The sequence below is a fragment of the Planomonospora alba genome (assembly GCF_039534085.1).
Lineage (GTDB): Bacteria > Actinomycetota > Actinomycetes > Streptosporangiales > Streptosporangiaceae > Planomonospora_B > Planomonospora_B alba.
Window position 1 is genome coordinate 1 of the sequence record NZ_BAAAUT010000085.1, and the last position, 21,923, is coordinate 21,923.

The window sequence follows — 21,923 nt, forward strand, 5'->3', positions numbered from 1 at the left end:
CGGACCGCGCGGTTCACGGCGGCCGGGCCGGTGGCGGGAGGTGCCGCCCGGCCGCCGTCCGGGGGAGCCGCCCGGCCGCCGCGCGGGGCGGTCGGCGGGACGGTGACGGGGGCGGCGGGCCGCGCGGCGCCGGGCCGGGCCCCGCTCCTCTTCCGCGGGGCGAGGGCGTCGAGCGGCCGGGCCGACTCCATCCTCGCCTCGGTCCAGTGGCGCGCGACGGCGCGCTGCTCGCTCCCGGTGTCGGCGGCCGCCTTCTCCGCCGGCTCCGGCGCGGGCGCGGGGGCCGCCGCACCGGTACCGGCCGTGCCGGCGGCGAGGGGGGCGGTGGTGACGGGGGCGGCGGACGCGGCCGCGGGGAGCAGGGCGCCTCCCGCGGCGAGGGTGAGGGCGGGGACGAGACGGGCCGTGCGGCGCATGGGGTACCTCCCGGGACCGGAGAACGACGGGTCGGGACGCTAGTGCGCTCGATCTCCGGTTTCTCAGGATTCGCGGCTATTGATATGGCGGGATTCCGGCACGGATCACCTCTCTCACCATGCGTTCCTCACGTCGCGCCGCCATGCCGGTACGGCATGCCCGCCGGCGGGTCCGCACGCGCCCGCCGCCCGGGGAGAATGGGACGGTGCAGCCAGACACCACCCGCTCCGTCGTCCTGCTCGGCTCGACCGGCTCCATCGGGACGCAGTCCCTCGACGTCATCGCCCGCAACCCCGGCGCCTTCCGGGTGGCGGCGCTCGCCGCCGGAGGCGGCCGGGTCGACCTGCTGGCCCGCCAGGCGGCCGAGTTCCGCCCCGAGGCGGTGGCCGTGGCCGACCCCGCGGCGCTGCCCGCGCTGAGGGAGGCCCTGGCCGCCCACGGCGTGACCGCCGCCGTCCTGGCCGGGCCCGAGGGGGTCGCCGAGGCCGCCGCCTGGCCGTGCGACACCGTGCTCAACGGCGTCACCGGCGCGCTCGGGCTGACCTCGACGCTGGCCGCGCTGGAGGCGGGCCGCACGCTCGCCCTGGCCAACAAGGAGTCGCTGATCGTCGGCGGTCCCCTCGTCAAGCGCCTGGCCAAGCCGGGGCAGCTGCTCCCGGTCGACTCCGAGCACTCCGCGCTCGCCCAGTGCCTGTGGGCGGCCGGTCCCGCCGGCCCCGACGCCTCCGCCGTGCGGAAGCTGGTCGTCACCGCGAGCGGGGGGCCCTTCCGCGGCCGGTCCCGTGCCGAACTCGGCGAGGTGACCCCCGAGCAGGCGCTGGCCCACCCGACCTGGTCCATGGGGCCCGTCATCACGGTGAACTCCGCCACGCTCGTCAACAAGGGGCTGGAGGTCATCGAGGCCCACCTGCTGTTCGACATCGGCTTCGACCGGATCGACGTGGTGGTGCACCCGCAGTCGGTCGTGCACTCGATGGTGGAGTTCGCCGACGGCTCGGTGATCGCCCAGGCCAGCCCGCCGGACATGCGGCTGCCCATCGCGCTGGCCCTCGGCTGGCCCGACCGGGTCCCCGGCGCCGCCTCCCCGGTCGACTGGACCCGCGCCCACACCTGGACCTTCGAGCCGCTCGACGACGAGGCCTTCCCCGCCGTCGCGCTCGCCCGGCACGTCGGCTCCGCGGGCGGCACCGCCCCGGCCGTCTACAACGCGGCCAACGAGGTCTGCGTGGAGGCGTTCCTGGGCGGGCGGCTGCCCTTCCTCGGCATCGTGGACACCGTGGCCGCGGTGGTCGCCGAGCACACCCCCGGCGAGGCGGGCTCGGTGGAGGAGGTGCTCGCGGCCGACGCCTGGGCGCGGGCGCGGGCACGCGAGCTCACCGCCACCTCCTAGCACTGCCTAGACTGGAGCGCGTCGTCGACTTTCAAAGGTTGAAAAATGACTTCTGTTGCTCTCGGTATGCCCGCGGTGAGGACCAAGCCGATCGCCGAGCGCCGCCGCTCCCGCCAGATCATGGTCGGCTCGGTGCCGGTGGGAGGTGACGCGCCGGTCTCGGTGCAGTCGATGACCACCACGGTCACCGCCGACGTCAACGCCACGCTCCAGCAGATCGCGGCGCTGACCGCGTCCGGCTGCCAGATCGTCCGGGTGGCCGTGCCGTCCCAGGACGACGCCGACGCGCTGCCGATCATCGCGAAGAAGTCGCAGATCCCGGTGATCGCCGACATCCACTTCCAGCCGAAGTACGTCTTCGCCGCCATCGAGGCGGGCTGCGCCGCGGTCCGGGTCAACCCCGGCAACATCAAGAAGTTCGACGACAAGGTCGGCGAGATCGCGCGCGCCGCCGCCGACCACGGCGTGCCGATCCGCATCGGCGTCAACGCCGGCTCGCTCGACCCGCGCCTGCTGCAGAAGTACGGCAAGGCGACCCCGGAGGCGCTGGTGGAGTCGGCGCTGTGGGAGTGCTCGCTCTTCGAGGAGCACGGCTTCCGGGACATCAAGATCTCGGTCAAGCACCACGACCCGGTCGTGATGATCCAGGCCTACCGGCTGCTCGCGGCCAAGTGCGACTACCCCCTCCACCTGGGCGTCACCGAGGCCGGACCGGCCTTCCAGGGCACGATCAAGTCGGCCGTGGCGTTCGGCGCGCTGCTGGCCGAGGGCATCGGCGACACCATCAGGGTCTCGCTGTCGGCCCCGCCGGTGGAGGAGGTCAAGGTCGGCATCGGCATCCTCGAGTCGCTGGGCCTGCGCGAGCGCGGCCTGGAGATCGTCTCCTGCCCGTCCTGCGGCCGCGCCCAGGTCGACGTCTACACCCTGGCCGAGCAGGTCCAGGCCGGCCTGGAGGGGATGAAGGTCCCGCTCCGCGTGGCGGTCATGGGCTGCGTCGTCAACGGCCCCGGCGAGGCCCGCGAGGCCGACCTCGGCGTGGCCTCCGGCAACGGCAAGGGCCAGATCTTCGTCAAGGGCGAGGTCATCAAGACCGTCCCCGAGTCGCAGATCGTGGAGACCCTGATCGAGGAGGCCCTGCGCCTGGCCGAGGAGATGGGCGTCGAGGTCGACCTCGACGACGACGCCTCCGGCCCCCAGGTCGTCGTGGGCTGAGCCCGGGCCGCCCCGGCCCCGGGCACATCCCGCCCGCCCGTCACCGTCCGCAATCACTTGACTACGTGACGGTAAGCATCACGCCGGGTGGCCGCTGACCGGGCGGCCCTCCGGGGACGATCTCCCTGCCGAGCGAGGAGAGGGAGTCCCACGTGAAGAGGGTCGTCGGGGTTGTCGCGGGCGTCGGGATGCTCGCCGTCGCCGTCGGGGCGCCGCCGCGGGCGGTGGCGGACGTCAGGCAGGGTCTCACCTGGGAGGCCTGCGGACAGGCGGGCGCGGGGCGCGCGGCGCCCGAGACGGAGTGCGCCACGCTCCGGGTGCCGCTCGACCACCGCATGCCGTACCAGACGATCGGCATCGCGCTGAACCGGATCAAGGGGAAGGCCACCCGGGGCCACCTGGGCGTCCTGCTGGTCAACCCCGGCGGGCCGGGGGCCTCCGGCATGGACCTGGCCGCCTTCGTCGCGACGGCGCTCCCGGCCGGCCTCGCGGACCGGTTCGACGTGATCGGCTTCGACCCGCGCGGGGTGGGCCGGAGCAGCCCAGCGGTGAACTGCGTGGACCCGGACAAGTACTACGCGCCGCCGCGCCCGGACTACGTGCCGAAGACCGCGCAGGAGGAGTCCGTGCTGCTCGGCCGGGCGCGGGAGTACGCCGAGGCGTGCGAGCTGCGGTGGGGCTGGCTGCTGCCCCACCTGACCACCGAGAACTCCGCCCGCGACATGGACCTGATCAGGGCGGCGCTGGGGGAGTCCCGGATCAGCTATCTGGGCTACTCCTACGGCACCTACCTCGGCGCGGTCTACGCGACGCTCTTCCCGCACCGGGTCAAGCGGCTCGTGCTGGACAGCGTGGTCGACCCGCGCGGCATCTGGTACGACTCCAACCTCAAGCAGAACACCGCCTTCGACCGGCGGCACCGCGACTTCCTCGCCTGGACCGCCAGGCACAACGACGTCTACCGGCTGGGCGCGACGGCCGGAGCCGTCTCCTACGCGTGGTACGCCACCCGGGAGCGGCTGCGCACCCGCCCGGCGGGCGGCGTGGTCGGCCCGAGCGAGTTCGATGACATCTACACCGTCGGCGGCTACTCCGACCTGGTCTGGCCGGAGCTGGCCCGGGCGTTCTCCGCGTACGTCCGCAGGGGCGACACCGCGCCGCTGGTGAGCGCCTACCGCAAGCACGCGAAGAACGACGCCGAGACCGAGAACGGCTACGCCGTCTACCTCGCGACGGAGTGCGGCGACGCGCCCTGGCCGCGGGACTGGAGCCGGTGGAAGGCCGACGCCACCGCGATCCACGCCCGCGCGCCCTTCCTCACCTGGCAGAACACCTGGTACAACGCGCCGTGCATGTTCTGGCCGCAGCGCACCGCGCCCGCGGCGCCGGTGCGGATCCGGCAGGACGCCCGGCTCCCGGCCGCGCTGCTCGTCCAGGCCCGGCGCGACGCCGCCACGCCGTACGCGGGCGCGCTGGAGATGCGCAGGATCTTCACCCGCTCCCGGCTGGTGGTCGAGGGCGGCGGCGACCACGGCGTGGCCCTCTTCGAGGGCAACCGCTGCGTGGACGCGCACCTGGCCGCCTACCTGCGGGACGGGACGCTGCCCCGCCGCGCCGGGCGCGGGAGCGCCGTCGACGCGCGCTGCCCGGCGGTCGCCCCGCCCGCTCCCTCCGCCCGGGCGGAACGAATCCTGATGACGGGGGATCCGGGCAGGTAGATACCGATCTGCGAGCCGGTCCCGCCGGAGCCGGGGCGGTCGCGTAGGCTGGGCCTGTGATGCTGCGCACAACGGTGTCGCGCGTGCTCGACGACGACGACCGCGACGAGGTCCTGGCGCTTCTCGACGCCGATCCCGTCGCCAATGTCTTCGTGGCCTCCCGGGTCCGCTCCGTCGGGCTCAACCCCTCCCGGCTCGGCGGCCAGATGTGGGGGTTCGGGCCGCGCGGCGGCCTGACCGCCCTCTGCTACGCCGGGGCCAACCTGGTCCCGGTGAACGCCGGTCCCGAGGCCGTGCAGGCCTTCGCCGACCGAGCCCGCCGGCAGGGCCGCCGCTGCTCGTCGATCGTCGGCCCCGCCGAGGCCGTCGAGCCGCTGTGGGAGCGGCTGGAGCCGCACTGGGGGCCCGCCCGCGCGATCCGCTGGGCCCAGCCGCTGATGGCCACCGGCACGCCCTCCCCGGTCCCGGCCGACCCCCTGGTGCGGCGGGTGCGCCCGGAGGAGTTCGACATCCTGCTCCCGGCGTGCGTGGCGATGTTCACCGAGGAGGTGGGCATCTCGCCTGAGGTGGGCGACGGCGGCGCGCTCTACCGCTCCCGGGTGGCCGAGCTGATCCGGATCGGCCGCTCCTACGCCCGGATCGACGACGGCACGGTCGTCTTCAAGGCCGAGATCGGGGCGGTGACGCCGCAGGCGTGCCAGATCCAGGGGGTCTGGGTCAACCCGGAGCTGCGTGGCCGGGGCCACGCGGTCGCCGGGATGGCCGCGGTGGTCAAGCACGCCCTCGACTGCTTCGCCCCGGTGGTCTCGCTGTACGTCAACGACTACAACGCCCCGGCCCGGGCCGCCTACCGGAAGGCGGGCTTCGTGGAGGTCGGCACCTTCATGTCGGTGCTGTTCTGAGCCGGCGGCGTTCCGGGGCCCGGCCGTCGCGCGGGTCCGCCATGGGGGGCTTGACGCCCGATGATCCGGTGTCCGAGCATTCCTGCCGAGCACAGCTGGAGGATCACCCATGCCGCCGTCCCCCGCCCCCGCGGTCCCCGCCCCCGACCCCCTGATCAGGAGGCACCGCACCGCGGACGCCGTCCTCACCCTCACCCTGGACGGTGCGCCGCCGGCCGGCCGGGAGGTGGTGGTCAGGCAGCTGAACCACGACTTCCTCTTCGGCTGCATCGGCTTCGACCTCGTCCCGCTCGCCAACGGCGAGCCGCCGGCCGGGCAGGGGGACGGGCGGGAGGACGGGCCGCAGGCACAGGAGGGCGGCCCCGCGGCCCGGGCCGAGCACCTGGCCGGCCTCTGGCTCGACCTGTTCAACTCCGCCACGCTCCCCTTCTACTGGGGCGACTTCGAACCCGTCCGCGGCAGGCCGGACACCGAGCGGCTGCGCAGGGCCGCGCGCTGGTTCGCCGAGCGGGGCTGCGCGGTCAAGGGCCACCCGCTGGCCTGGCACACCGTGACCGCCGACTGGCTGCTCGACCTGCCGAACGCCGAGATCGCCCGTGCCCAGGTGGACCGGATCCGGCGGGAGATGACCGACTTCGCCGGGCTGATCGGCGCCTGGGACGTCATCAACGAGGTCGTGATCATGCCGATCTTCGACAAGTACGACAACGGCATCACCCGGCTCTGCCGGGAGATCGGGCGCATCCCGATGGTCAAGATGGTCTTCGACGCGGCCCGCGAGGCCGACCCGCACGCCACGCTGCTGCTCAACGACTTCGACATGTCCGCCGCCTACGAGTGCCTGATCGAGGGCGTGCTGGAGGCGGGCGTCGAGATCGACGCGCTCGGCCTGCAGAGCCACATGCACCAGGGCTACTGGGGCGAGGAGAAGACGCTCGGCGTCATCGAGCGCTTCTCCCGCTACGGGCTGCCCCTCCACTTCACCGAGACGACCCTCGTCTCCGGCCACCTGATGCCCGGCGAGATCGTCGACCTGAACGACTACCGGATCCCGCGGTGGCCGAGCACCCCCGAGGGCGAGGAACGCCAGGCCGACGAGATCGTCCGCCACTACAAGACGCTGCTGTCGCACCCGTCGGTGCGGGCGGTGACGTACTGGGGGATCACGGACGCCGGCGCCTGGCTCGGCGCGCCCGCGGGCCTCGTCCGCGCCGACGGCACGCCGAAGCCCGCGTACGAGGCGCTGCGCTCGCTCGTCAAGGGCGAGTGGTGGCTGGAACCGGTGACGCTGACCGCCGACGACGGCGGCCGGGTCCGCTTCACCGGGTTCCTCGGCGAGTACGAGGTCGCGGTCGCCGGCCGGACGGCGGTGGTCCGGCTCGGCGAGCCGGGGGAGACGGCGGTCACCGTGGCCCTGTGAGGCCCTGTGAGGCCCTGTGAGGCCCTGTGAGGCGGCTCGTGCGGTCCTGTGGGGCCCCGCGGGCGGATCCTCGGGGCGCCCCCCGCCGGAAGGCCGCGCGGGTGCGCGGGGCGGCGGCGCGGTGCCGGCTCTCCGGGACCGGAGCCGGGGAGCCCGCGGCCGCCGGGTCCGGCTACGCCGCGGTGCGGACCAGGCAGGAGACCAGCCGCTCCAGCTCGGCCTCGGGGTCGGAGGTGAGGCCCGCGTGGACCGGGCCCGCCTGCACCACGGTGCTGCGCGGCGCGGTCAGCCAGCGGAACCGGCTGCCGAGCGGTTCGGCGGCCAGCGGGCCCGCCTCCGGCGTGCAGGACAGCCGGTAGGCGTCGAGCGCCTCCCGCACCGCACCGACGTCGGCGCGGGGGTCGAGGGCGCGCAGCCGGGCCTCGTCGAGCTCGACCCGGGCGCACAGATAGCCGCGCGGCTGGCAGTAGAGCAGCACGCCCGCGTTGATCAGCTCGCCGCGCTCCACGCGGGGGACGACCCGGATGACGGCGTACTCGTAGACGTCCCTCACCGGTGCTCCCTCCAGAACGTGCCGATCGAGCCGCTCCTGCGCTCGGTCCGCGGCCCGGCCTCCCCGGGGGCGGGCTCGGGCAGCCAGCTCCGCGGCCCCTGCGCGCGGGCCAGCAGATGCTCGGCGTAGGCCCGCCGTACGGCCTGCGCGTCGTCGAAGCCCGGCTCGTCCTCCAGCCACTCGTCGGGCACCTCGGCGGTCACCTCGTCGAGCAGGCCCGGGGTGATCCGCGCGCTCAGCTCGGCGTCGGCGGCGGCCATCTCGGTGGCGAAGGGGGCCAGGACGTGGTCGCCGGCGTCGAACCCGCGCCGCGGGTCGGCGGTGCGCCAGTTGTGGTGGAACCACAGGGCCGCGCCGTGGTCGATCAGCCAGACGTCGCCGTGCCAGAGCAGCAGGTTGGGGTTGCGCCAGCTCCGGTCCACGTTGTGGACCAGCGCGTCGAACCAGAGCAGCCGGGAGGCGAAGGCCGGGTCGGCGGGGTGGGCGAGCGGCTCGAAGCCGAGGGCGCCGGGCAGGAAGTCGACCGCGAGGTTGCGCCCGGCGCTGGCCTTGAGCAGGTCCTGGATCTCCTCGTCGGGCTCGCGGGCGCCCAGCTGCGGGTCGACGTCGATCACCTTCAGCTCGGGGGTGCGGAAGCCGAGCCGCCTGGCCAGCTCGGCGCAGAGGACCTCCGCGACGAGCACCCGGCGGCCCTGCCCGGCGCCCCGGAACTTCACGGCGTAGGTGCCGAGGTCGTCGGCCTCCATGACGCCCGGCAGCGACCCGCCCTCGCGCAGCGGCGTCACGTAGCGGGTCGCCGTGATCTCTTCCAGCACTCCGCCAGGGTATCGGTTCGCGGTGCGGTGCCCCGCCCTCCGCGGTGCCGGTCACCCGGTGGTCACCCCGCGACGGCGCGACCGGCCTCGCGCTCGAGGTTGTCGAGGAGCCGTTCCAGCACCGCGTCGTGCTGCCGGCGGATGAGCACCGGCCACAGGAGCCGGAACAGGCCCGTGGTGCGGCCGGTGATCTCGTGCCGGACCAGGGTGCCGCCCTCGGCGGGGTGGAGGGTGAAGCCGTGCCCGCCGGTCATCTCCCGGGTGTCGAACCACAGGCGGCGGCAGGGCTCGACGGCGCCGACGCGGTAGCGCATCGGGCCGTGCTCGACGAGGGCGCCGACCCGGACGCCCTCGGGGAGGCGGAAGCGGCCCTTCTCCTGGGGCCAGAGCCGGTCTCCCTCGCCGCCGAGTCCCGCGAGCAGGTCCCAGACGCGCTCGGGGGAGGCCGGGATGAGGCGCTCGTGCATGTTGTACACCATGGGATTCCTCCATACGGTTGCGTACGGTCTGACTGTACGCCCCCGTATGGAAGACTGTGCGGGTGGGTCGGCTGAACGCGGAGGACTGGGCGAGGGCGGCGCTGGAGGCGCTGGCCGAGGGCGGCCTGGCGGCGGTGGCGGTGGAGCCGGTGGCCGTACGGCTCGGCGCCACCAAGGGCAGTTTCTACTGGCACTTCGCCAACCGCCGGGCGCTGGTCGAGGCGGCGCTGGCCCTTTGGGAGACCGGCACCGAGGAGATCATCGCCGGACTGCTGGAGATCCCCGACCCGGTGCTGCGCATGCGCACGCTGCTGGAGTCCGCCTTCGGCGACCCGGTGGACTCGAAGATCGCCTTCCAGCTCGTCAGCGCGGCCGACGACCCGCTCGCCGCCGAGACGGCCCGGCGGGTGAGCGCGCGGCGACTGGAGTTCATGGGGGCGACGCTGGAGGAGGCCGGGCAGCCGCCGGACATCGCCCGGGGCCGCGCCGTCGCCGGCTACAGCGTCTACCTCGGGATGGCCGCCCTGCACCGGGTCGGCGCGGTGGACGAGCCGATCGGCGCCTTCATGGATCTGGCCCTGTCGGAGATGGGCCTGGCCTCCTAGTACGACAACGGCGTTTCGTCGTCTTCCAGCCTGGCCGTATGCCGGATGTGGTGACCGCTGAGGACTTCCAGACGTGGACGGCGGGCCTGGACGACCTGTCCGCCCGGGTGCCGGCCCGCCGGATCGCCGCCGGTGAGGTCTACGGCGGTGACTACACGTACGGGATGCGGCACGGCCAGGACGCCGGCCACGGCGGCGAGCCGCCTTCCGAGATCACGGAGCGCCCGCCCCGGACCGGGCAGAGTCGTCAGCCCCCGCGGCGTACCCGGACACCGGCCTTGCCCGTCCCGCCTGCGGGCAGGCCCGCTCTGCTCGCCCCTTGGTCCTTCTCGGTGGCGACGGCGGAGGCGGACAGCAGCGTCGCAGCGGAGAGGCCGCCCCAGAGGGCGGCCGAGCCGTGGGAGGCGAGAGCGGTGATGACCGCCGGGGAGACGGCGAGCCCGAAGCCCGTGGAGAGCTGGAAACGGGCGAGGGCGCGTCCCAGGAGATGGGCCGGGGTGAGGGCGGTGACGAGCGCGGTGGCGCTGCCTGCATAGATGATCTCGCCGATGGTGCAGACCACGGACACCGCGGCGACGGCCGGGGCGCCCCAGCCGTGTCCCAGCGAGGTGGCCGCGAGGAGGCCGAGGTAGGACGCGGCGAGTACCACGCCGGAGAGAGCCAGCGCGGTCCGCCGGGAGAAGCGGGACATCAGGACGGTGACCGGGACCTGCAGGGTGACCACCAGCACCGTGTTCGCCACGAAGATGGCCGCCGACCACACCGGAGAGGCGTGCATCTGCGTCACCAGGACCAGGGGGAGCGCGATTTCGGGGACGTTGAGGCAGAAGACGTAGATCACGTTGGCGGCCAGCAGCGCGCGCATCCGGGGTGCGGGCTCGTCGTCCCTGCTCTTGGCCGCGGCAGCGGCCGGATGAGCGTGCACACGGACCGACCACGCCAAGGCCGCCGCAGCGAGGTAGGCGAGCCCGGTGACGGCAGCCAGCGCCTGCAAGGCGGTGGTGCCGCCCACCAGGCACGCGGTGGCGAGCAGGGCGCCCGCGCCCAGGCCGGCGTTGCGCAGGGCGCGGCCTCCCGCGAGAGCGGCGTCACGCTCGCGGCCATGGGCGACCGTGGCCACGAGAGCCGCATGGGCGGCCGGCCAGGCATGGTTACCGATGCCCAGGAAGAGCGCCGCCGTCGCGAACAGCCAGACGTTCCCCGTCGGGGTGGCCAGCAGCAGCGCCACGCCGGCCACCCGCACCAGCATCGACGCCGCCACGACCGTGCTGCGTGCGCCCCGGTCCAGCCATCGGCCCACCGCGGGCACGCACACCAGACCCATGACGACGCCGACCGTCATGGCGATGCCGGTGACCGGCGCGGACAGCCTCAGCGCCATCACCCCGTAGAGCAGCAGAAAGGGCCGCAGCAGGCCGGTGCCGAGCGCGTCCACAGCCAGGGCGACGGCATAGCGGGGGCCCCCGGAGGCACGGACGAGGGCACGCGGCCGGATCTCGGTGGTGGTTGCCATGGCGTCAACAGTGCGTTCGGCCGCCGGCCGTCCGGCCAGTGATGATGAGGGGATGGCGTTGAGGATCGACATCGGCGGCCTGCCGCCCGGGCGACTGCGGTTCGCCGCGTCCCCGCTGGCCGAGCTGACCGCGATGCTGCACGTGCTGGCCGAACCCGGGCACCACCCGCGGCTCGCCGGCTGGGCCGGGGACGTCTGGGCCGGGCTGCGGCCGGAGCTGGCAGAGCGGCTCAGGGAGGCGGAGTTCCTCTGGCGTTCCTCACGGGCCGACTTCCTGGTCCCGGCTCGCCCCCGGCCGACCCTCGCCGAGGAGCTGGACGATGTAGACCGGATCGACGACGAAACCTATGTGACCGCCGCGCTCGTCACCACGTGTGGCAGCAACCGGGTCCACTTCGCCGCGCCGTCGCCGCTCACCGACGCGGCGGCGCGCCAGCGGGCCCTGGACCTGGCTCAGGCCCGCGGCGCGCTTCAGGAGGCCTTCGCGGAACGGCTGCTCGCGGACCCGGCCGCTGTGCGGACGCGGGTACGCCACACCCTCGAACAGTGCGCCGAGGCCTTCTTCGACGCCGCCTGGACGGGCGTCGCCGTGCAGCTCGCCGCCGACCTGCGCCTGAAGAACGACCTGCTGAAGCGCCAGGGCATCGGGGCGGCACTCGCGTCGGTCTCCGGCGCGATCACCCTGGCGCCGGACGGCGACCGCATCATCGTGGACAAGCTGCAGGACAAGGCGATCGCCGCCCACAGCAGCGGGGTCACCTTCCTCCCCAGCGTCTTCGGCCGCCCGCACCTGGTGGTGGTCCACGCGCCCGGGTGGCGGCCGGTGGTGCAGTACCCCGTCGCCGAGGCAGGTCCGTGGGAGCCGGTATCGCTGGAAACGGTCACGCTACGGCTGGAGGCACTCGCGCATCCGGTACGGCTGCGGCTGCTGCGCACCCTGGCCCGCGGCCCGCACACCACCGGTGAGCTGGCCCACGCCTGGGAACTCTCACCCCCGGAGGTCTCCCGCCACCTCGCCGTCCTGCGCCGCGCGGGCCTGCTCACAGCCCGGCGGCACGGTCGCTACGTCCGCTACACCGCCAGTCTTCCCGATCTGACGGCGCTGGGGACCGACCTGCTGGCGGCCGTACTACGCTGAGTGGCTTCGGCCCGCCAGAATGTAGCCGACGACCTCGGCCGGTGCCCCGGACCTCCGCACAGTCGATGATCACCACGGCCGCCGAGGGGTCCGCCCTCGAGCACGCCCAGGTCAAAGCGCTCTCGGGCGCGCAGGAGGACTACGACGACGACGCTTCGTCGTGTAAGCGATGTCGCCGCCGGTGGCGGCCGGGTGGGCATGGGCGAGCATGGCGAGGGCGATGTGCCGGCACCAGGCGTCACAGCGGCGCACCCGGTAGCCGTTGCCGTACCGGGCGGCCTCGGGCGACGGCCGCGGCGGTGCCTCCGGCGGAGGGACGGGCGGCGGGAGCCTTCGCGGGCCGGCCCGGTCTGACCCGGTCTGGCCCGGTACGGCCTGACCTGAGCATCACATGAGTGTCACGGTCACGGGCAGATGGGATTGACTTCCGTTGACTGCGGGGGATGCCTCTTCTTGAGTGGAGGGGTGGCGGCGAGGGGAGGCGCGGGGTGCCGTATGCGCAGCCGCTCAAGCCGGGGGATCCCGAACGGCTGGGCGCGTACGAGATCGTCGGTCGCCTGGGGGAGGGCGGCCAGGGAGTGGTGTACCTCGGGATGCATCCCGAGACCGCTCCCGAGCCGTACGCGGTCAAACTGCTGCACGGCGTGCTCGCCGAGGACCGGGCGGCGTTCCTGCGCGAGGTGGACCTGGCCAAGCAGGTCGCCCGCTTCTGCACCGCGCAGGTGATCGACGCGGGGCTGGAGGGCGACCGCCCCTACATCGTCAGCGAGTTCGTCGACGGCCCGTCGCTGCACCGGGAGGTCGCCATCGGCGGCCCCCGGACCGGCGGCGCGCTGGAGCGGCTGGCCATCGGCACGGCCACCGCGCTGGCGGCGATCCACCGCGCCGGGATCGTCCACCGCGACTTCAAGCCGCAGAACGTGCTGCTCGGCCCGGACGGGCCCAGGGTCATCGACTTCGGGCTGGCCCGGGCGCTGGACGCGGCGGCCACGCAGAGCGGGCGCGGCGCGGGCACCCCCGCCTACATGGCGCCGGAGCAGGTGGAGGGGGCCGAGATCGACCCGTCCGCCGACGTCTTCTCCTGGGGCGCCACCATGTGCTTCGCGGCCAACGGCCAGGCGCCGTTCGGGCAGGACTCGATCGCGGCCGTGCTGCACCGCATCCTCACCGCGCCGGCGGAGCTGGGCCGCCTCGACGGGTGGCTGCGCGAGCTGGTCGCCCGCTGCCTGGACAAGGATCCGCGCAATCGCCCCACGAGCCGGGAGCTGCTGCTCACGCTGCTCGGCGAGGGCGGGGCGGGGGAGGTCGAGCGGGCCGGAGGGCCCGGCCCGCTCCGGTCGCCGCCGTCCACCGGCCCGCTCCCGGGGGCGGGGATCTCCGGCGCCCCCGTCTCCGGCGCCCCCGTCTCCGGTGTTCCGGCCTCCGGCGCCGGGGTCGGGGTCGGGGTCGGGATCGGCCCTCCGGCGCCGGCCCCGGCGGGCACCGGCGTCATCTCCATCCGCTCGCTCTCCCGGCCCTTCCCGGAGGGCGCGGCCCCCGTCCCGGTGAGCGCGGTGCCCGCGCCGAGGGACCCGGCCGGGTCCGCGCAGGGCGACGGCGAGGAGCCCGCCGCCATGCGGACCCGCCCGGGACGGGCGGCGACCAGGGCGTCGGTGGCGGTGTCGGGATCGCTGCTGGTCAGCACCGCCGTGCTGGTAGGGGTGCTGGTCCCGGCGCTGAGCGGGGGCGGCGGGCCCGCCCCCGGCGGGGCGCCCCCGGCCCCGGCCGAGTCCCGGACCCCGGTGGGGACCGCCGCGCGGGCGGAGGACGAGGGGCGGGCCGATCCGCTCCGCCGCCCGAACCGCGCCACCGTCCCGGCCCGGACCGTCCCCGGTGCCGGGAGCCCGGTCGCCGTGCCGGCCACCGGGATCACCGTGCCGCCGCTGGCCGGGCTGGAGCGTTCCGAGGCGCTGCGGGCGCTCAAGAAGGCCGGGCTGACCGCCGGGCCCGTCACCCGGGTCGACTCGGGCGAGCCGGTCGGCCGGGTGCTCGGGAGCGAGCCGGAGGCGGGTGCCACGGTGGCCGAGGGGAGCCGGGTCGCCCTGCGGGTCTCGGCGGGTGTGCCCGTGCCGGAGCTGGCGGGGTTGCGCCGCGGGGCCGCCGAGAGCGCGCTCGCGGCGGCGGGGCTGGGCGTCGGCGAGGTGACCGCGCGCTGCTCGGACCGGCCCGCGGGGCAGGTGATCGCGAGCAGCCCCGGCGCGGGAGAGCGCGTGTCGTCCGGTACCGCGGTGGCGCTGACGGTCTCGCGGCGCGGGGCGGAGGTGCCCTCGGTCGTCGGGATGGGCGAGGCGGAGGCGCGCGCCGCGCTGACCGGCGCGGGCTTCGCCGTGCGGACGCGGGCGCGGCCGGTGGACGCGGCGCGCTCGGGAACGGTGCTGGCGCAGAGCGCGGGGCCCGGCGGATGCGTCCGGCCGGGCGTCGCCATCGTGATCACGGTCGGGGTGGCGGTGCAGACCGGGCCCGGGCCGGGGGAGGAGCCGACCCCCGCGCCGGAGCCCACGGCGCCGGCCGACCCGACGGGCCCGGGGAGCGTGGAGGGCGCCTGACGGCCCGGCCCGGCGCGACCGTCCGATGGCCGGGCGCGACCGTCCGGCGGCCCGGTCCGCGGCGGGCGCGCTTCGGGCGCCGGTGCACGGTGACTGTGGTGATCGTCTCATTTCCGAATGCCGTACGGTTTTCCGGGAAGTTCCCGCCTACGCTTTTTCCCGGCGGCGCCGTACGGCGTGCCGGGCGCTGTCCGCGCGTTGCTCTCGAACACGTCAATAGGGTGGTCCCGAATGTCAGGGTTTCTGGGACGGCTGGGTGGATGGTGTGCGCGGCACGGCAAGCTCGTGCTGGCGCTCTGGATCCTGGTGGCGGCGGCGCTGACCGCGGGATCGCAGCTGTTCCCCGGGCCGGTCAACAACAACGTCGCCATCCCCGGCACGGACGCGCAGCATGCCCACGACCTGATGCGCGACGGTTTCGGCGTCGGCTACGAGCCGGGCGGCACCGTGCAGATCGTGGTCCACTCGCCCGACGGCCCGCTCACCGACGACGCGCGCAAGCGCGCCGTGGAGCGCGCGATGGACCGCATCCGCGGGGTCCCCCACGTCGCGCAGGTGGACACCCCCTACCGCATGGGCGGCATGGCGCCCAACCTGCAGATCGGCATCATCACGGTCAGGCTGCAGGGACACGACGGCTCCCGGCTGGCCGAGACCACCCGGGAGCTGTCCGCCGCGGCCGAGCCCGTCCGCGAGGCCGGCATGGAGGCCGTGCCCTCCGACTCGGGCACCCCGGCCGACAAGGAGATCAAGACCGGCGTCAGCGAGGCCATCGGCGTCGTCTGCGCGCTGCTCGTGCTGCTGTTCGCCTTCGGCACGCTGGTCGCCGCGCTGGTCCCGATCTTCACCGCGCTGGTCAGCATCGCGACCGGCCTGGGCGTGATCAGCCTGCTCGGCCACGTGGTGGACGTGCCCAAGCAGGCCTCGATCATGGCGACGATGATCGGCCTCGGCGTCGGCATCGACTACGCGCTCTTCCTGCTCAGCAGGTACCGCAGGCTCCTGGACGACGGGCTGGCCGTGCCCGAGGCGGCCCGCCGGATGGGCGCGGGCTCGGGCGGGGCCGTGGTGTTCGCCGGCGGCACGGTGATCATCGCGCTCAGCGCGCTGCTGCTCGCCGGCTTCCCGATGCTGCAGACGCTGGGCTGGATCACCGGCATCTCGGTCGTCTGCGCGGTGCTCACCTCGATCACCCTGGTCCCCGGCCTGCTCGGCCTGCTCGGCCGCCGGATCGACGCGCTGCGCCTGCCGCTCGCCGGCCGCCGCCGCTCCGACGACGGCTCCTCCGGCTGGACCGGGCTGGGCCTGTGGGTCGCCCGGCGCCCGTGGGGCGTGCTGGCGCTCAGCGTCGCGGTGCTCGCCGCGCTGACCGCGCCCGCCCTCGCGCTCAACCTGGGCACGCTCGACGACGGTTACGGCGACCGCGGCACGGAGGCCCGCCGCGCCTACGAGCTCAAGGAGGCCGGGTTCGGGCCCGGCATGAACGGGCCGCTGGTCGTGCTCGCCGACCTGGAGGAGAAGGTCGCCGACCGCGAGCCCGCGCCCGCCGTACTGCAGGCGCTGAAGGACCGGGTCGCCTCCGTCGAGGGCGTGGCCCACGTCGGCGAGCCGGTGCTCAACGAGGGCGGGACCGCCGCGATGGTCCAGGCCGTCACCGAGTTCGCGCCCAGCGACCCCCGGGCCGTCGAGGTCGTCGAGGCGGTGCGCGCGCTCCGGATCGAGGGGGCGAGCGTGCACGTGGGCGGCGAGGTCGCCGGCATGGCCGACGTCGGCCGGCGGATCACCGAGCGCACTCCCGTGGTCATCGGCGTCGTGGTGCTGCTCAGCGCGCTGCTGCTGCTGCTGGCGTTCCGCTCGCCGGTGGTGGCGCTCAAGGCCGCGCTGATGAACCTGGTCTCGCTCGGCGCCGCCTTCGGCGTGCTCGCCCTGGTCTTCTCCCTCGGGCTGGGCAGCGGCCTGGTCGGCATGGACCCGCCGGTCGGCGCGGACGACGCCTACGTGGCCACGCTGTTCTTCTCGGTGCCGATCGACAGCTACATCCCGCTGATGCTGTTCGCGGTGCTCTTCGGGCTGTCCATGGACTACGAGGTGTTCCTGCTCACCGCGGTGCGGCAGGCCTACCTGAGGCACGGCGACAACCGCAGGGCGGTGGCCGAGGGGCTGGGCTCGACCGGCCGGGTGATCACATCCGCCGCGCTGATCATGGTCGCGGTGTTCGTCGCCTTCATCGCCTACCCCGACCCCATGGTCAAGATCTTCGGTGTCGGGCTGGCGGCGGCGATCGCGGTGGACGCCACGATCATCCGGGGCTTCCTGGTCCCGGCCACCATGGTGCTGCTCGGCCGCTACAACTGGTGGTGCCCGAGATGGCTGGACCGGATCCTGCCGGATCTGTCCATCGAGGGCCACGAGGAGGAGCCCCGCGACGAGCGGCCGGAGCGGGAGCTCGTCGGGGCGGGCCGGGCCTGAGCGTCCGGCCGGACCCGGGCGTCAGGAGGCACCTGGGCGTCCGGCCGGGCCCGGGCGGGGGGCCGCCCGCCCGATGGGCCCGCGCCCGCTGCCCCGGGCGGGGCGGCGGGTCAGACCGCCACGGTCTCCCTGGTCTCCGGGGCCTCCCTGCGGCGGCGGCCCCGGTACTCGCGCGGGGCGCGGTCCTCGCCGCCGGACGCCAGGACGCCGCCGGGCGCCAGGACGTCGCCGGCGCCGCCGGGCGGGGCGGTGAGCGGGACGGTCGTGCTGACGGCCGTCTCCGCGCGGCGGTGGCGGCGGCCCCGCAGCGGCGCGTCCTGCACGAACGTCGAGGAGACCGAGGCGGCCGGGGCGGCCGGGGAGATGACGGCCGCCGAGGACGTGGAGGAGTCGGGGCGGCGGTGGCGGCGGCCCCGCAGCGGCGCGTCCTGCACGAACGTCGTGGACTCCACGACCGGACGCTCCCGGCGGCGGCGCCTGCCCTGGTAGGGGAGGCGGGGCCGCTCGGCGGGCGCGCTCTCCCCGCCGCGCGTCCCGGGCCCGAGGACGGGGAGCGCGGCCGCCGGGCTGCCGGTCGGGGAGGGCAGGTCCCGGACCGCGGGCGGCCGCGCGTCGGCGGGCGGCCGCGCGTCGGCGGGCGTCCGCGGGGCGGGGGAGAACTCCTGGACCGCGAAGGACCTCCGGGTGAGGGGGGCGCCGCGGTCGAGCCGCCGGCGGCCGGCCGTACGGCCTCGGCCTCCGGCGCGGTGGGAGCCCCCGGCGCGGCGGGACGGGCGCTCGGCGCTCCCGCTCGCGAACGCCAGGCGCAGCCCGGCCTGCTTGACCTTGGCGTGCGCGATGATCGCGGCGGCGGCCAGCAGGACCGGGGCGAGCACGTTGGGGCTGGACAGGTCGGGGAGGGCGGGGGTGAGACCGCCGCTCGCGGCGGCCGGGGCCGTGGCGATCGCCTGGGTGTCGGCGGCGGCGGGCTTGGCGTGCTTGCCCGGGGTGCTGCGGCCGGCGGCCGCCTGGGAGGGGGCGGAGGCGGCCGCCGTGGGGCTCGCGGCGGGGGCGGCGGAGGAGGCGGTCTCCCGGGCCGGGGTCTTCGCCGCGCCCTCCTTGGCGGGCTTGGCGTGCTTGCCGGACGCCGAGGACGCCGAGGACCCCGAGGACTTCCCGGTCTTCCCGGCCGGGGCGGGGTCCGGCCCGATCGCGATGGGGAGCGGGGCGGGGGGCGGGATGACGGAGGGCAGGCTCGACTCGGGGGTCAGGAACACGAAGGTGCTCGGCTGCGCGCCGGGGTCGAGGACCTCCTTCTTCTCGGCGGCCTCCTTCTCCAGCCTCTCCTTGACCTTCGCCGGGTAGCCGTAGCCGACGACCTTGGAGGTGTCGCGCTCCTTGCGCTTGGCGACGCCGCCGTCGACGTTGCCCTCGATCGTGTGGATCGTTCCGCCCTCGACCTTGGTGACGATCCCGACGTGGTCGATGTGGCTGATCTTGCCGGTGCCGCTCCAGTCGAAGAAGACGATGGCCCCGGGCTCGGGGGTGGTGCCCCAGGCGTCCTGCTCCTCGAACCACCGGGCGTGGTACACGGTGTAGGCGAACTGGCCGATCCAGTCCTCGTAGCCGAGCTTCTTCGCCGCCCACGACAGGTACATGTCGCACCAGGCGGCGTTGGTGAAGGCGTCGTCGTCCTCGACGTTCTCGGCGTACCAGTCGCCGAACTTGGTGTAGCCGTTGCTTTTCTCGGTGTAGCCGAGCTCGCTCTCCAGCAGCTCGATGAACTTCTCGATCTCAGGCGTCATATGGAAGTGAGGGGAACCCTCCGGAAGCCGCCGGGGCATGGTCGCGCCGCCCCGCGACCGGACTTCCGGAAGGCCGGGTCGGACGATGGCGCGTCACGCGGGTCCGCCGGAGAGGCCGGCGGGGTGCGTGTGGCGGCGCCATTGGTCAGTGGTCTTCCGTGACGAGGGAGGTTACCTGCAGGAAAATACAGGTCAAGACCATACCAAGCGGACACCGGGTCGTCCGGCAGGCTTCGCGGAGCGCAAAACCCGATGTCACCGGCGTTCTGAGGATTTCTGGCGGTAAACCGGAAAAGCGGAAAAATCTACGAAGAAGGGATGATCGGGAGGGCCTGCCGTCCAGGCCGCGTCCTCCGGCCGTCCTCGCGGGTCCCTCGGGCCGACCGGGCCGGCCTGCCCCCAGAACGTGATTCTGTAGAACGCGTTCTAAAATGCTGGCATGACGCTCGACCTCGCCTCCACGGAGGACGCCGAATCCCGGCTCGCCGCGCTGACCGTGCTCAGCCGCCAGGTCCGCGACCTGATCGACGCCGTCGTGCTGACCGACGTCCCGGAGGGTGAGCTCACCGCCGTCACGGCCGAGCTGGCCGCGCTCACCGAGCGCCTCGGCGCGGTACGGCGGGACTCCCCCCGGTCGTTCGAGTTCGGCCCCGACGGCCTCCCCCGCAACCTGAGCAACGCGGTGACCGGCGCGGCCAACCCGCACGCCCTCCCGCTGGTCGTCCAGGTCACCCCCGAGCGGACGGTCCGCGCCGAGCTGGGCTTCCGGCCCGTCCACGAGGGGCCGCCCGCCACGGTGCACGGCGGGGTCAGCGCGATGATCCTCGACCAGCTGCTCGGCCAGGCCGTGGCGGCCGCGGGCTTCCCGGGGATGACCGGCACCCTGAGCCTGCGCTACCGCCGGCCCGTGCCGTACGGCGAGCCGCTGGTCGCCACCGCGGAGCACACGCGCTCGCAGGGACGCAAGAGCTGGGCCGAGGGGCGCATCGCCCTGCCGGACGGCACCGTGCTGGTCGAGGCGGAGGGCCTGTTCATCGCCCCGTCCTGGTGGTCGGGGAAGGGCCCGGTGCCGGAGCCGGAGGGCGGCGCGGGCGGCGCGCGGTGATTTCCGGCGGAGACCCCGGGGCCTCCACCGCCCCCCGTCCCCGGGATCTCGGCCGCCGCGCGGGCCCGCGGTCAGTATCCGGCGCCGGTGAGCAGGCCGCCGTCCACGGTGAACTCGCTGCCGGTGCAGTAGCTCGACCGGTCCGAGGCCAGGAAGGCCACCACGTTCGAGACCTCGACCGGCTTGGCGAAGCGCGGGATCACCATGGACTTCAGGAACGCCTCGCCGTCCACCTCCACCATGACCTCCGGATCCCTGACCATGTCGGTGGCGATGGCGCCGGGGTGCACCGAGTTGACCCGGATCCCGAAGCCGGCCAGCTCGCGCGCGGCCGCCTTGGTGACCCCCCGCACCCCGAACTTCGAGGCGGAGTAGGCCGACATGCCGGCGGCGCCGATGAAGCCCTCGATCGAGGAGATGTTCACGATCGAGCCGCCGCCGGCCGCCTTCATCGGCTCGATCACCGACTTGACGCCGAGCCAGGTGCCCCTGAGGTTCACGTCGAGGATCCGGTCGAACTCCTGGAGCGTCATGTCCGCGATCCGGCGGAAGCGCAGGATGCCGGCGTTGTTGACCAGGACGTCGAGCCTGCCGTAGGTCTCGGTGGCGGCGCCCACCGCCCGCTCCCAGTCGCCGGGGTCCGTCACGTCCTGGGGGACGAAGACCGCCCCGGTCTCCTCGGCGAGGGCCTTGCCCTCCTCGGCGAGCACGTCGCCGAAGACGACGCGCGCGCCCTCGGCGAGGAAGAGCCGCACGTGGGCCGCGCCCATGCCCCGGGCGCCGCCGGTGATCAGGGCCACCTTGCCGTCCAGCAGACCCATCGCGGCCTCCTTCGGTGACTCGTGCCGCCTTGCGCGCGACGGTGCCCCCGCCGCCCGGTGCGCCGTACGGGACGGCCCGTCGCCGCGTGCGCGCGCCGGTGCGCCGGTGCGGCCCGCCGCGGCGGGACCTCCGGGACGGGCGTCCCGGCCGCCGGCTGCCAAACTAACGCACGCTTGGTTTCCTTACAAGGCGCCGTCGTCCCCCGAGGGCCGTCCGCCGGCGCCCGCCGGGTCGTCGGTCACGTCCTGCGGCGCGTCGTCCGCCGAGCCGCCTGCGGGACCGTCCGCCGAGCCGCCTGCGGGGCCGCCGGGCTCCGGGGTGCCGGGCGCCGGGCAGGGGCCGCCGGTGGCCGTCACCGTGAGGCTCCGCACGCCCCCGGCGGCCGGCGGCCACGTCGCGGCGGTGACCCGCCGCAGCAGCGTCTGCCCGCAGGCGGGCACCGTGAAGGCGTGCGTGACGGTCCGCAGGTAGGAGCCGGAGCCGGTGAGCGTCAGGGTGACCGGGGGTGCCTCCAGCAACCGGTCCTCGGCCGGGCCCTCGGCGAAGGTGACCGTCAGTGCCACGTCCGCCGTGGTCGAGGCGCGGACGGCGATCGTCGCCCCGGAGGCGTCGATCCCGGTGACGGCCAGCCCGTCGACACCGTGCGCGGGTACGGACGGGGTCCGCACCTCGCTCGGGACCGGTCCGGTGGACGGACCGGAGACCTCGCCCGAGGGCGAGCCGGGGACGGAGCCGGGCGGGGAGGCCGGGAGCGGGCTCCGGACCGGGGGGACCGCCGGAGCGCGGTCCCGGGACGGAGCCGGGGCGGGGGAGCGCCGGGGGGCGGGCGCGGCGGGCGCGGCGCTCGCCGGGCGCGGGGGCCGGGCCGCGCCGGAGCGCGGGAGGGAGGGGGTGCGGGCGGCGCCGGAGGGCCCCGAGGCGTCCGGGCCGCGGTCAGGCCCGGAGTCCGCCGGGCCCCTCCCGGTCACCGGAGCCCCCGGGGACGGGGTGAAGACC

16 protein-coding genes and 2 pseudogenes are annotated in these 21,923 nt (G+C 75.0%); 10 read left to right on the forward strand and 8 right to left on the reverse strand.

Annotation, left to right across the window (positions count from 1 at the left end):
* Window positions 1-416 (reverse strand): annotated as a pseudogene (locus tag ABD823_RS31875) (hypothetical protein); the annotation flags it as partial.
* 206 nt (window positions 417-622) lie between these two features.
* Here ABD823_RS31875 and dxr point away from each other — a divergent pair.
* The 5 genes from dxr to ABD823_RS31900 all read left to right on the forward strand — a co-directional run bounded on the left by dxr (window position 623) and on the right by ABD823_RS31900 (window position 7,059).
* A complete protein-coding gene (dxr, locus tag ABD823_RS31880; RefSeq protein ID WP_344866183.1) occupies window positions 623-1,807 on the forward strand; it encodes a 1-deoxy-D-xylulose-5-phosphate reductoisomerase in 1,185 nt (394 codons plus the stop codon).
* A gap of 45 nt (window positions 1,808-1,852) precedes the next feature.
* Window positions 1,853-3,019 (forward strand): flavodoxin-dependent (E)-4-hydroxy-3-methylbut-2-enyl-diphosphate synthase, encoded by a 1,167-nt coding sequence (ispG, locus tag ABD823_RS31885; RefSeq protein ID WP_425566691.1) that lies wholly within the window; start codon window positions 1,853-1,855, stop codon window positions 3,017-3,019.
* 152 nt (window positions 3,020-3,171) lie between these two features.
* The gene (locus tag ABD823_RS31890; protein WP_344866185.1) at window positions 3,172-4,737 is read left to right on the forward strand and encodes an alpha/beta hydrolase; all 1,566 of its coding nucleotides are present in this window, start codon (window positions 3,172-3,174) and stop codon (window positions 4,735-4,737) included.
* Window positions 4,738-4,796: 59 nt separating this feature from the next.
* Complete coding sequence (locus tag ABD823_RS31895) at window positions 4,797-5,639, forward strand: GNAT family N-acetyltransferase (protein WP_344866210.1); 843 nt, start codon at window positions 4,797-4,799, stop codon at window positions 5,637-5,639.
* Between the two features lie 109 nt (window positions 5,640-5,748).
* Window positions 5,749-7,059: an endo-1,4-beta-xylanase gene (locus tag ABD823_RS31900; protein WP_344866187.1), complete on the forward strand. Its 1,311-nt coding sequence runs from the start codon at window positions 5,749-5,751 to the stop codon at window positions 7,057-7,059.
* Between the two features lie 172 nt (window positions 7,060-7,231).
* On the opposite strand, the gene ABD823_RS31905 is transcribed toward ABD823_RS31900, so the two are convergent.
* The 3 genes from ABD823_RS31905 to ABD823_RS31915 all read right to left on the reverse strand — a co-directional run bounded on the left by ABD823_RS31905 (window position 7,232) and on the right by ABD823_RS31915 (window position 8,906).
* Window positions 7,232-7,612 carry a DUF3037 domain-containing protein gene (locus ABD823_RS31905; protein ID WP_344866189.1) on the reverse strand — a complete coding sequence of 127 codons (381 nt, stop codon included), beginning with the start codon at window positions 7,610-7,612 and terminating at the stop codon, window positions 7,232-7,234.
* Window positions 7,609-8,427 carry a HipA family kinase gene (locus tag ABD823_RS31910; protein ID WP_344866191.1) on the reverse strand — a complete coding sequence of 273 codons (819 nt, stop codon included), beginning with the start codon at window positions 8,425-8,427 and terminating at the stop codon, window positions 7,609-7,611. Before ABD823_RS31910 ends, ABD823_RS31905 begins: the two co-directional genes overlap by 4 nt.
* Window positions 8,428-8,489: 62 nt before the next feature.
* Complete coding sequence (locus ABD823_RS31915) at window positions 8,490-8,906, reverse strand: SRPBCC family protein (protein WP_344866193.1); 417 nt, start codon at window positions 8,904-8,906, stop codon at window positions 8,490-8,492.
* A gap of 62 nt (window positions 8,907-8,968) precedes the next feature.
* On the opposite strand from ABD823_RS31915, the gene ABD823_RS31920 reads away from it, so the two are divergent.
* A complete protein-coding gene (locus ABD823_RS31920; RefSeq protein WP_344866195.1) occupies window positions 8,969-9,511 on the forward strand; it encodes a TetR/AcrR family transcriptional regulator in 543 nt (180 codons plus the stop codon).
* A 247-nt stretch (window positions 9,512-9,758) separates the two neighbouring features.
* Here the strand turns inward: ABD823_RS31920 and ABD823_RS31925 are convergent, their stop codons facing one another.
* Window positions 9,759-11,024, reverse strand: coding sequence for an MFS transporter (locus tag ABD823_RS31925; protein WP_344866197.1), 1,266 nt, complete (start codon window positions 11,022-11,024; stop codon window positions 9,759-9,761).
* A gap of 52 nt (window positions 11,025-11,076) precedes the next feature.
* On the opposite strand from ABD823_RS31925, the gene ABD823_RS31930 reads away from it, so the two are divergent.
* From ABD823_RS31930 to ABD823_RS31940, 3 genes are all read left to right on the forward strand, one after another.
* Window positions 11,077-12,162: a DUF5937 family protein gene (locus ABD823_RS31930; protein WP_344866198.1), complete on the forward strand. Its 1,086-nt coding sequence runs from the start codon at window positions 11,077-11,079 to the stop codon at window positions 12,160-12,162.
* Window positions 12,163-12,650: 488 nt separating this feature from the next.
* The gene (locus ABD823_RS31935; protein WP_344866199.1) at window positions 12,651-14,747 is read left to right on the forward strand and encodes a protein kinase domain-containing protein; all 2,097 of its coding nucleotides are present in this window, start codon (window positions 12,651-12,653) and stop codon (window positions 14,745-14,747) included.
* Window positions 14,748-14,978: 231 nt separating this feature from the next.
* Complete coding sequence (locus ABD823_RS31940) at window positions 14,979-17,216, forward strand: MMPL family transporter (protein WP_344866200.1); 2,238 nt, start codon at window positions 14,979-14,981, stop codon at window positions 17,214-17,216.
* A gap of 110 nt (window positions 17,217-17,326) precedes the next feature.
* Here ABD823_RS31940 and ABD823_RS31945 read toward each other — a convergent pair whose 3' ends face one another.
* Window positions 17,327-19,000, reverse strand: a complete 1,674-nt coding sequence (locus tag ABD823_RS31945) for a CHAP domain-containing protein (protein WP_344866202.1) — start codon at window positions 18,998-19,000, stop codon at window positions 17,327-17,329.
* Between the two features lie 439 nt (window positions 19,001-19,439).
* On the opposite strand from ABD823_RS31945, the gene ABD823_RS31950 reads away from it, so the two are divergent.
* Window positions 19,440-20,105: a PaaI family thioesterase gene (locus tag ABD823_RS31950; RefSeq protein WP_344866204.1), complete on the forward strand. Its 666-nt coding sequence runs from the start codon at window positions 19,440-19,442 to the stop codon at window positions 20,103-20,105.
* 71 nt (window positions 20,106-20,176) lie between these two features.
* Here ABD823_RS31950 and ABD823_RS31955 read toward each other — a convergent pair whose 3' ends face one another.
* Window positions 20,177-20,926 carry a glucose 1-dehydrogenase gene (locus tag ABD823_RS31955; RefSeq protein WP_344866206.1) on the reverse strand — a complete coding sequence of 250 codons (750 nt, stop codon included), beginning with the start codon at window positions 20,924-20,926 and terminating at the stop codon, window positions 20,177-20,179.
* A gap of 183 nt (window positions 20,927-21,109) precedes the next feature.
* A pseudogene (locus ABD823_RS31960) lies at window positions 21,110-21,923 on the reverse strand (hypothetical protein); the annotation flags it as partial.

What these genes read in the sequence shown, in the direction of transcription:
- ABD823_RS31930 (WP_344866198.1), top strand. Translation starts at nt 11,077, where the DNA reads ATGGCGTTGAGGATCGACATCGGCGGCCTGCCGCCCGGGCGACTGCGG.
- ispG (WP_425566691.1), top strand. Translation starts at nt 1,853, where the DNA reads ATGACTTCTGTTGCTCTCGGTATGCCCGCGGTGAGGACCAAGCCGATC.
- ABD823_RS31915 (WP_344866193.1), bottom strand. Translation starts at nt 8,906, where the DNA reads ATGGTGTACAACATGCACGAGCGCCTCATCCCGGCCTCCCCCGAGCGC.
- ABD823_RS31945 (WP_344866202.1), bottom strand. Translation starts at nt 19,000, where the DNA reads ATGACGCCTGAGATCGAGAAGTTCATCGAGCTGCTGGAGAGCGAGCTC.
- ABD823_RS31895 (WP_344866210.1), top strand. Translation starts at nt 4,797, where the DNA reads ATGCTGCGCACAACGGTGTCGCGCGTGCTCGACGACGACGACCGCGAC.
- ABD823_RS31925 (WP_344866197.1), bottom strand. Translation starts at nt 11,024, where the DNA reads ATGGCAACCACCACCGAGATCCGGCCGCGTGCCCTCGTCCGTGCCTCC.
- ABD823_RS31940 (WP_344866200.1), top strand. Translation starts at nt 14,979, where the DNA reads ATGTCAGGGTTTCTGGGACGGCTGGGTGGATGGTGTGCGCGGCACGGC.
- ABD823_RS31900 (WP_344866187.1), top strand. Translation starts at nt 5,749, where the DNA reads ATGCCGCCGTCCCCCGCCCCCGCGGTCCCCGCCCCCGACCCCCTGATC.
- ABD823_RS31955 (WP_344866206.1), bottom strand. Translation starts at nt 20,926, where the DNA reads ATGGGTCTGCTGGACGGCAAGGTGGCCCTGATCACCGGCGGCGCCCGG.
- ABD823_RS31950 (WP_344866204.1), top strand. Translation starts at nt 19,440, where the DNA reads ATGACGCTCGACCTCGCCTCCACGGAGGACGCCGAATCCCGGCTCGCC.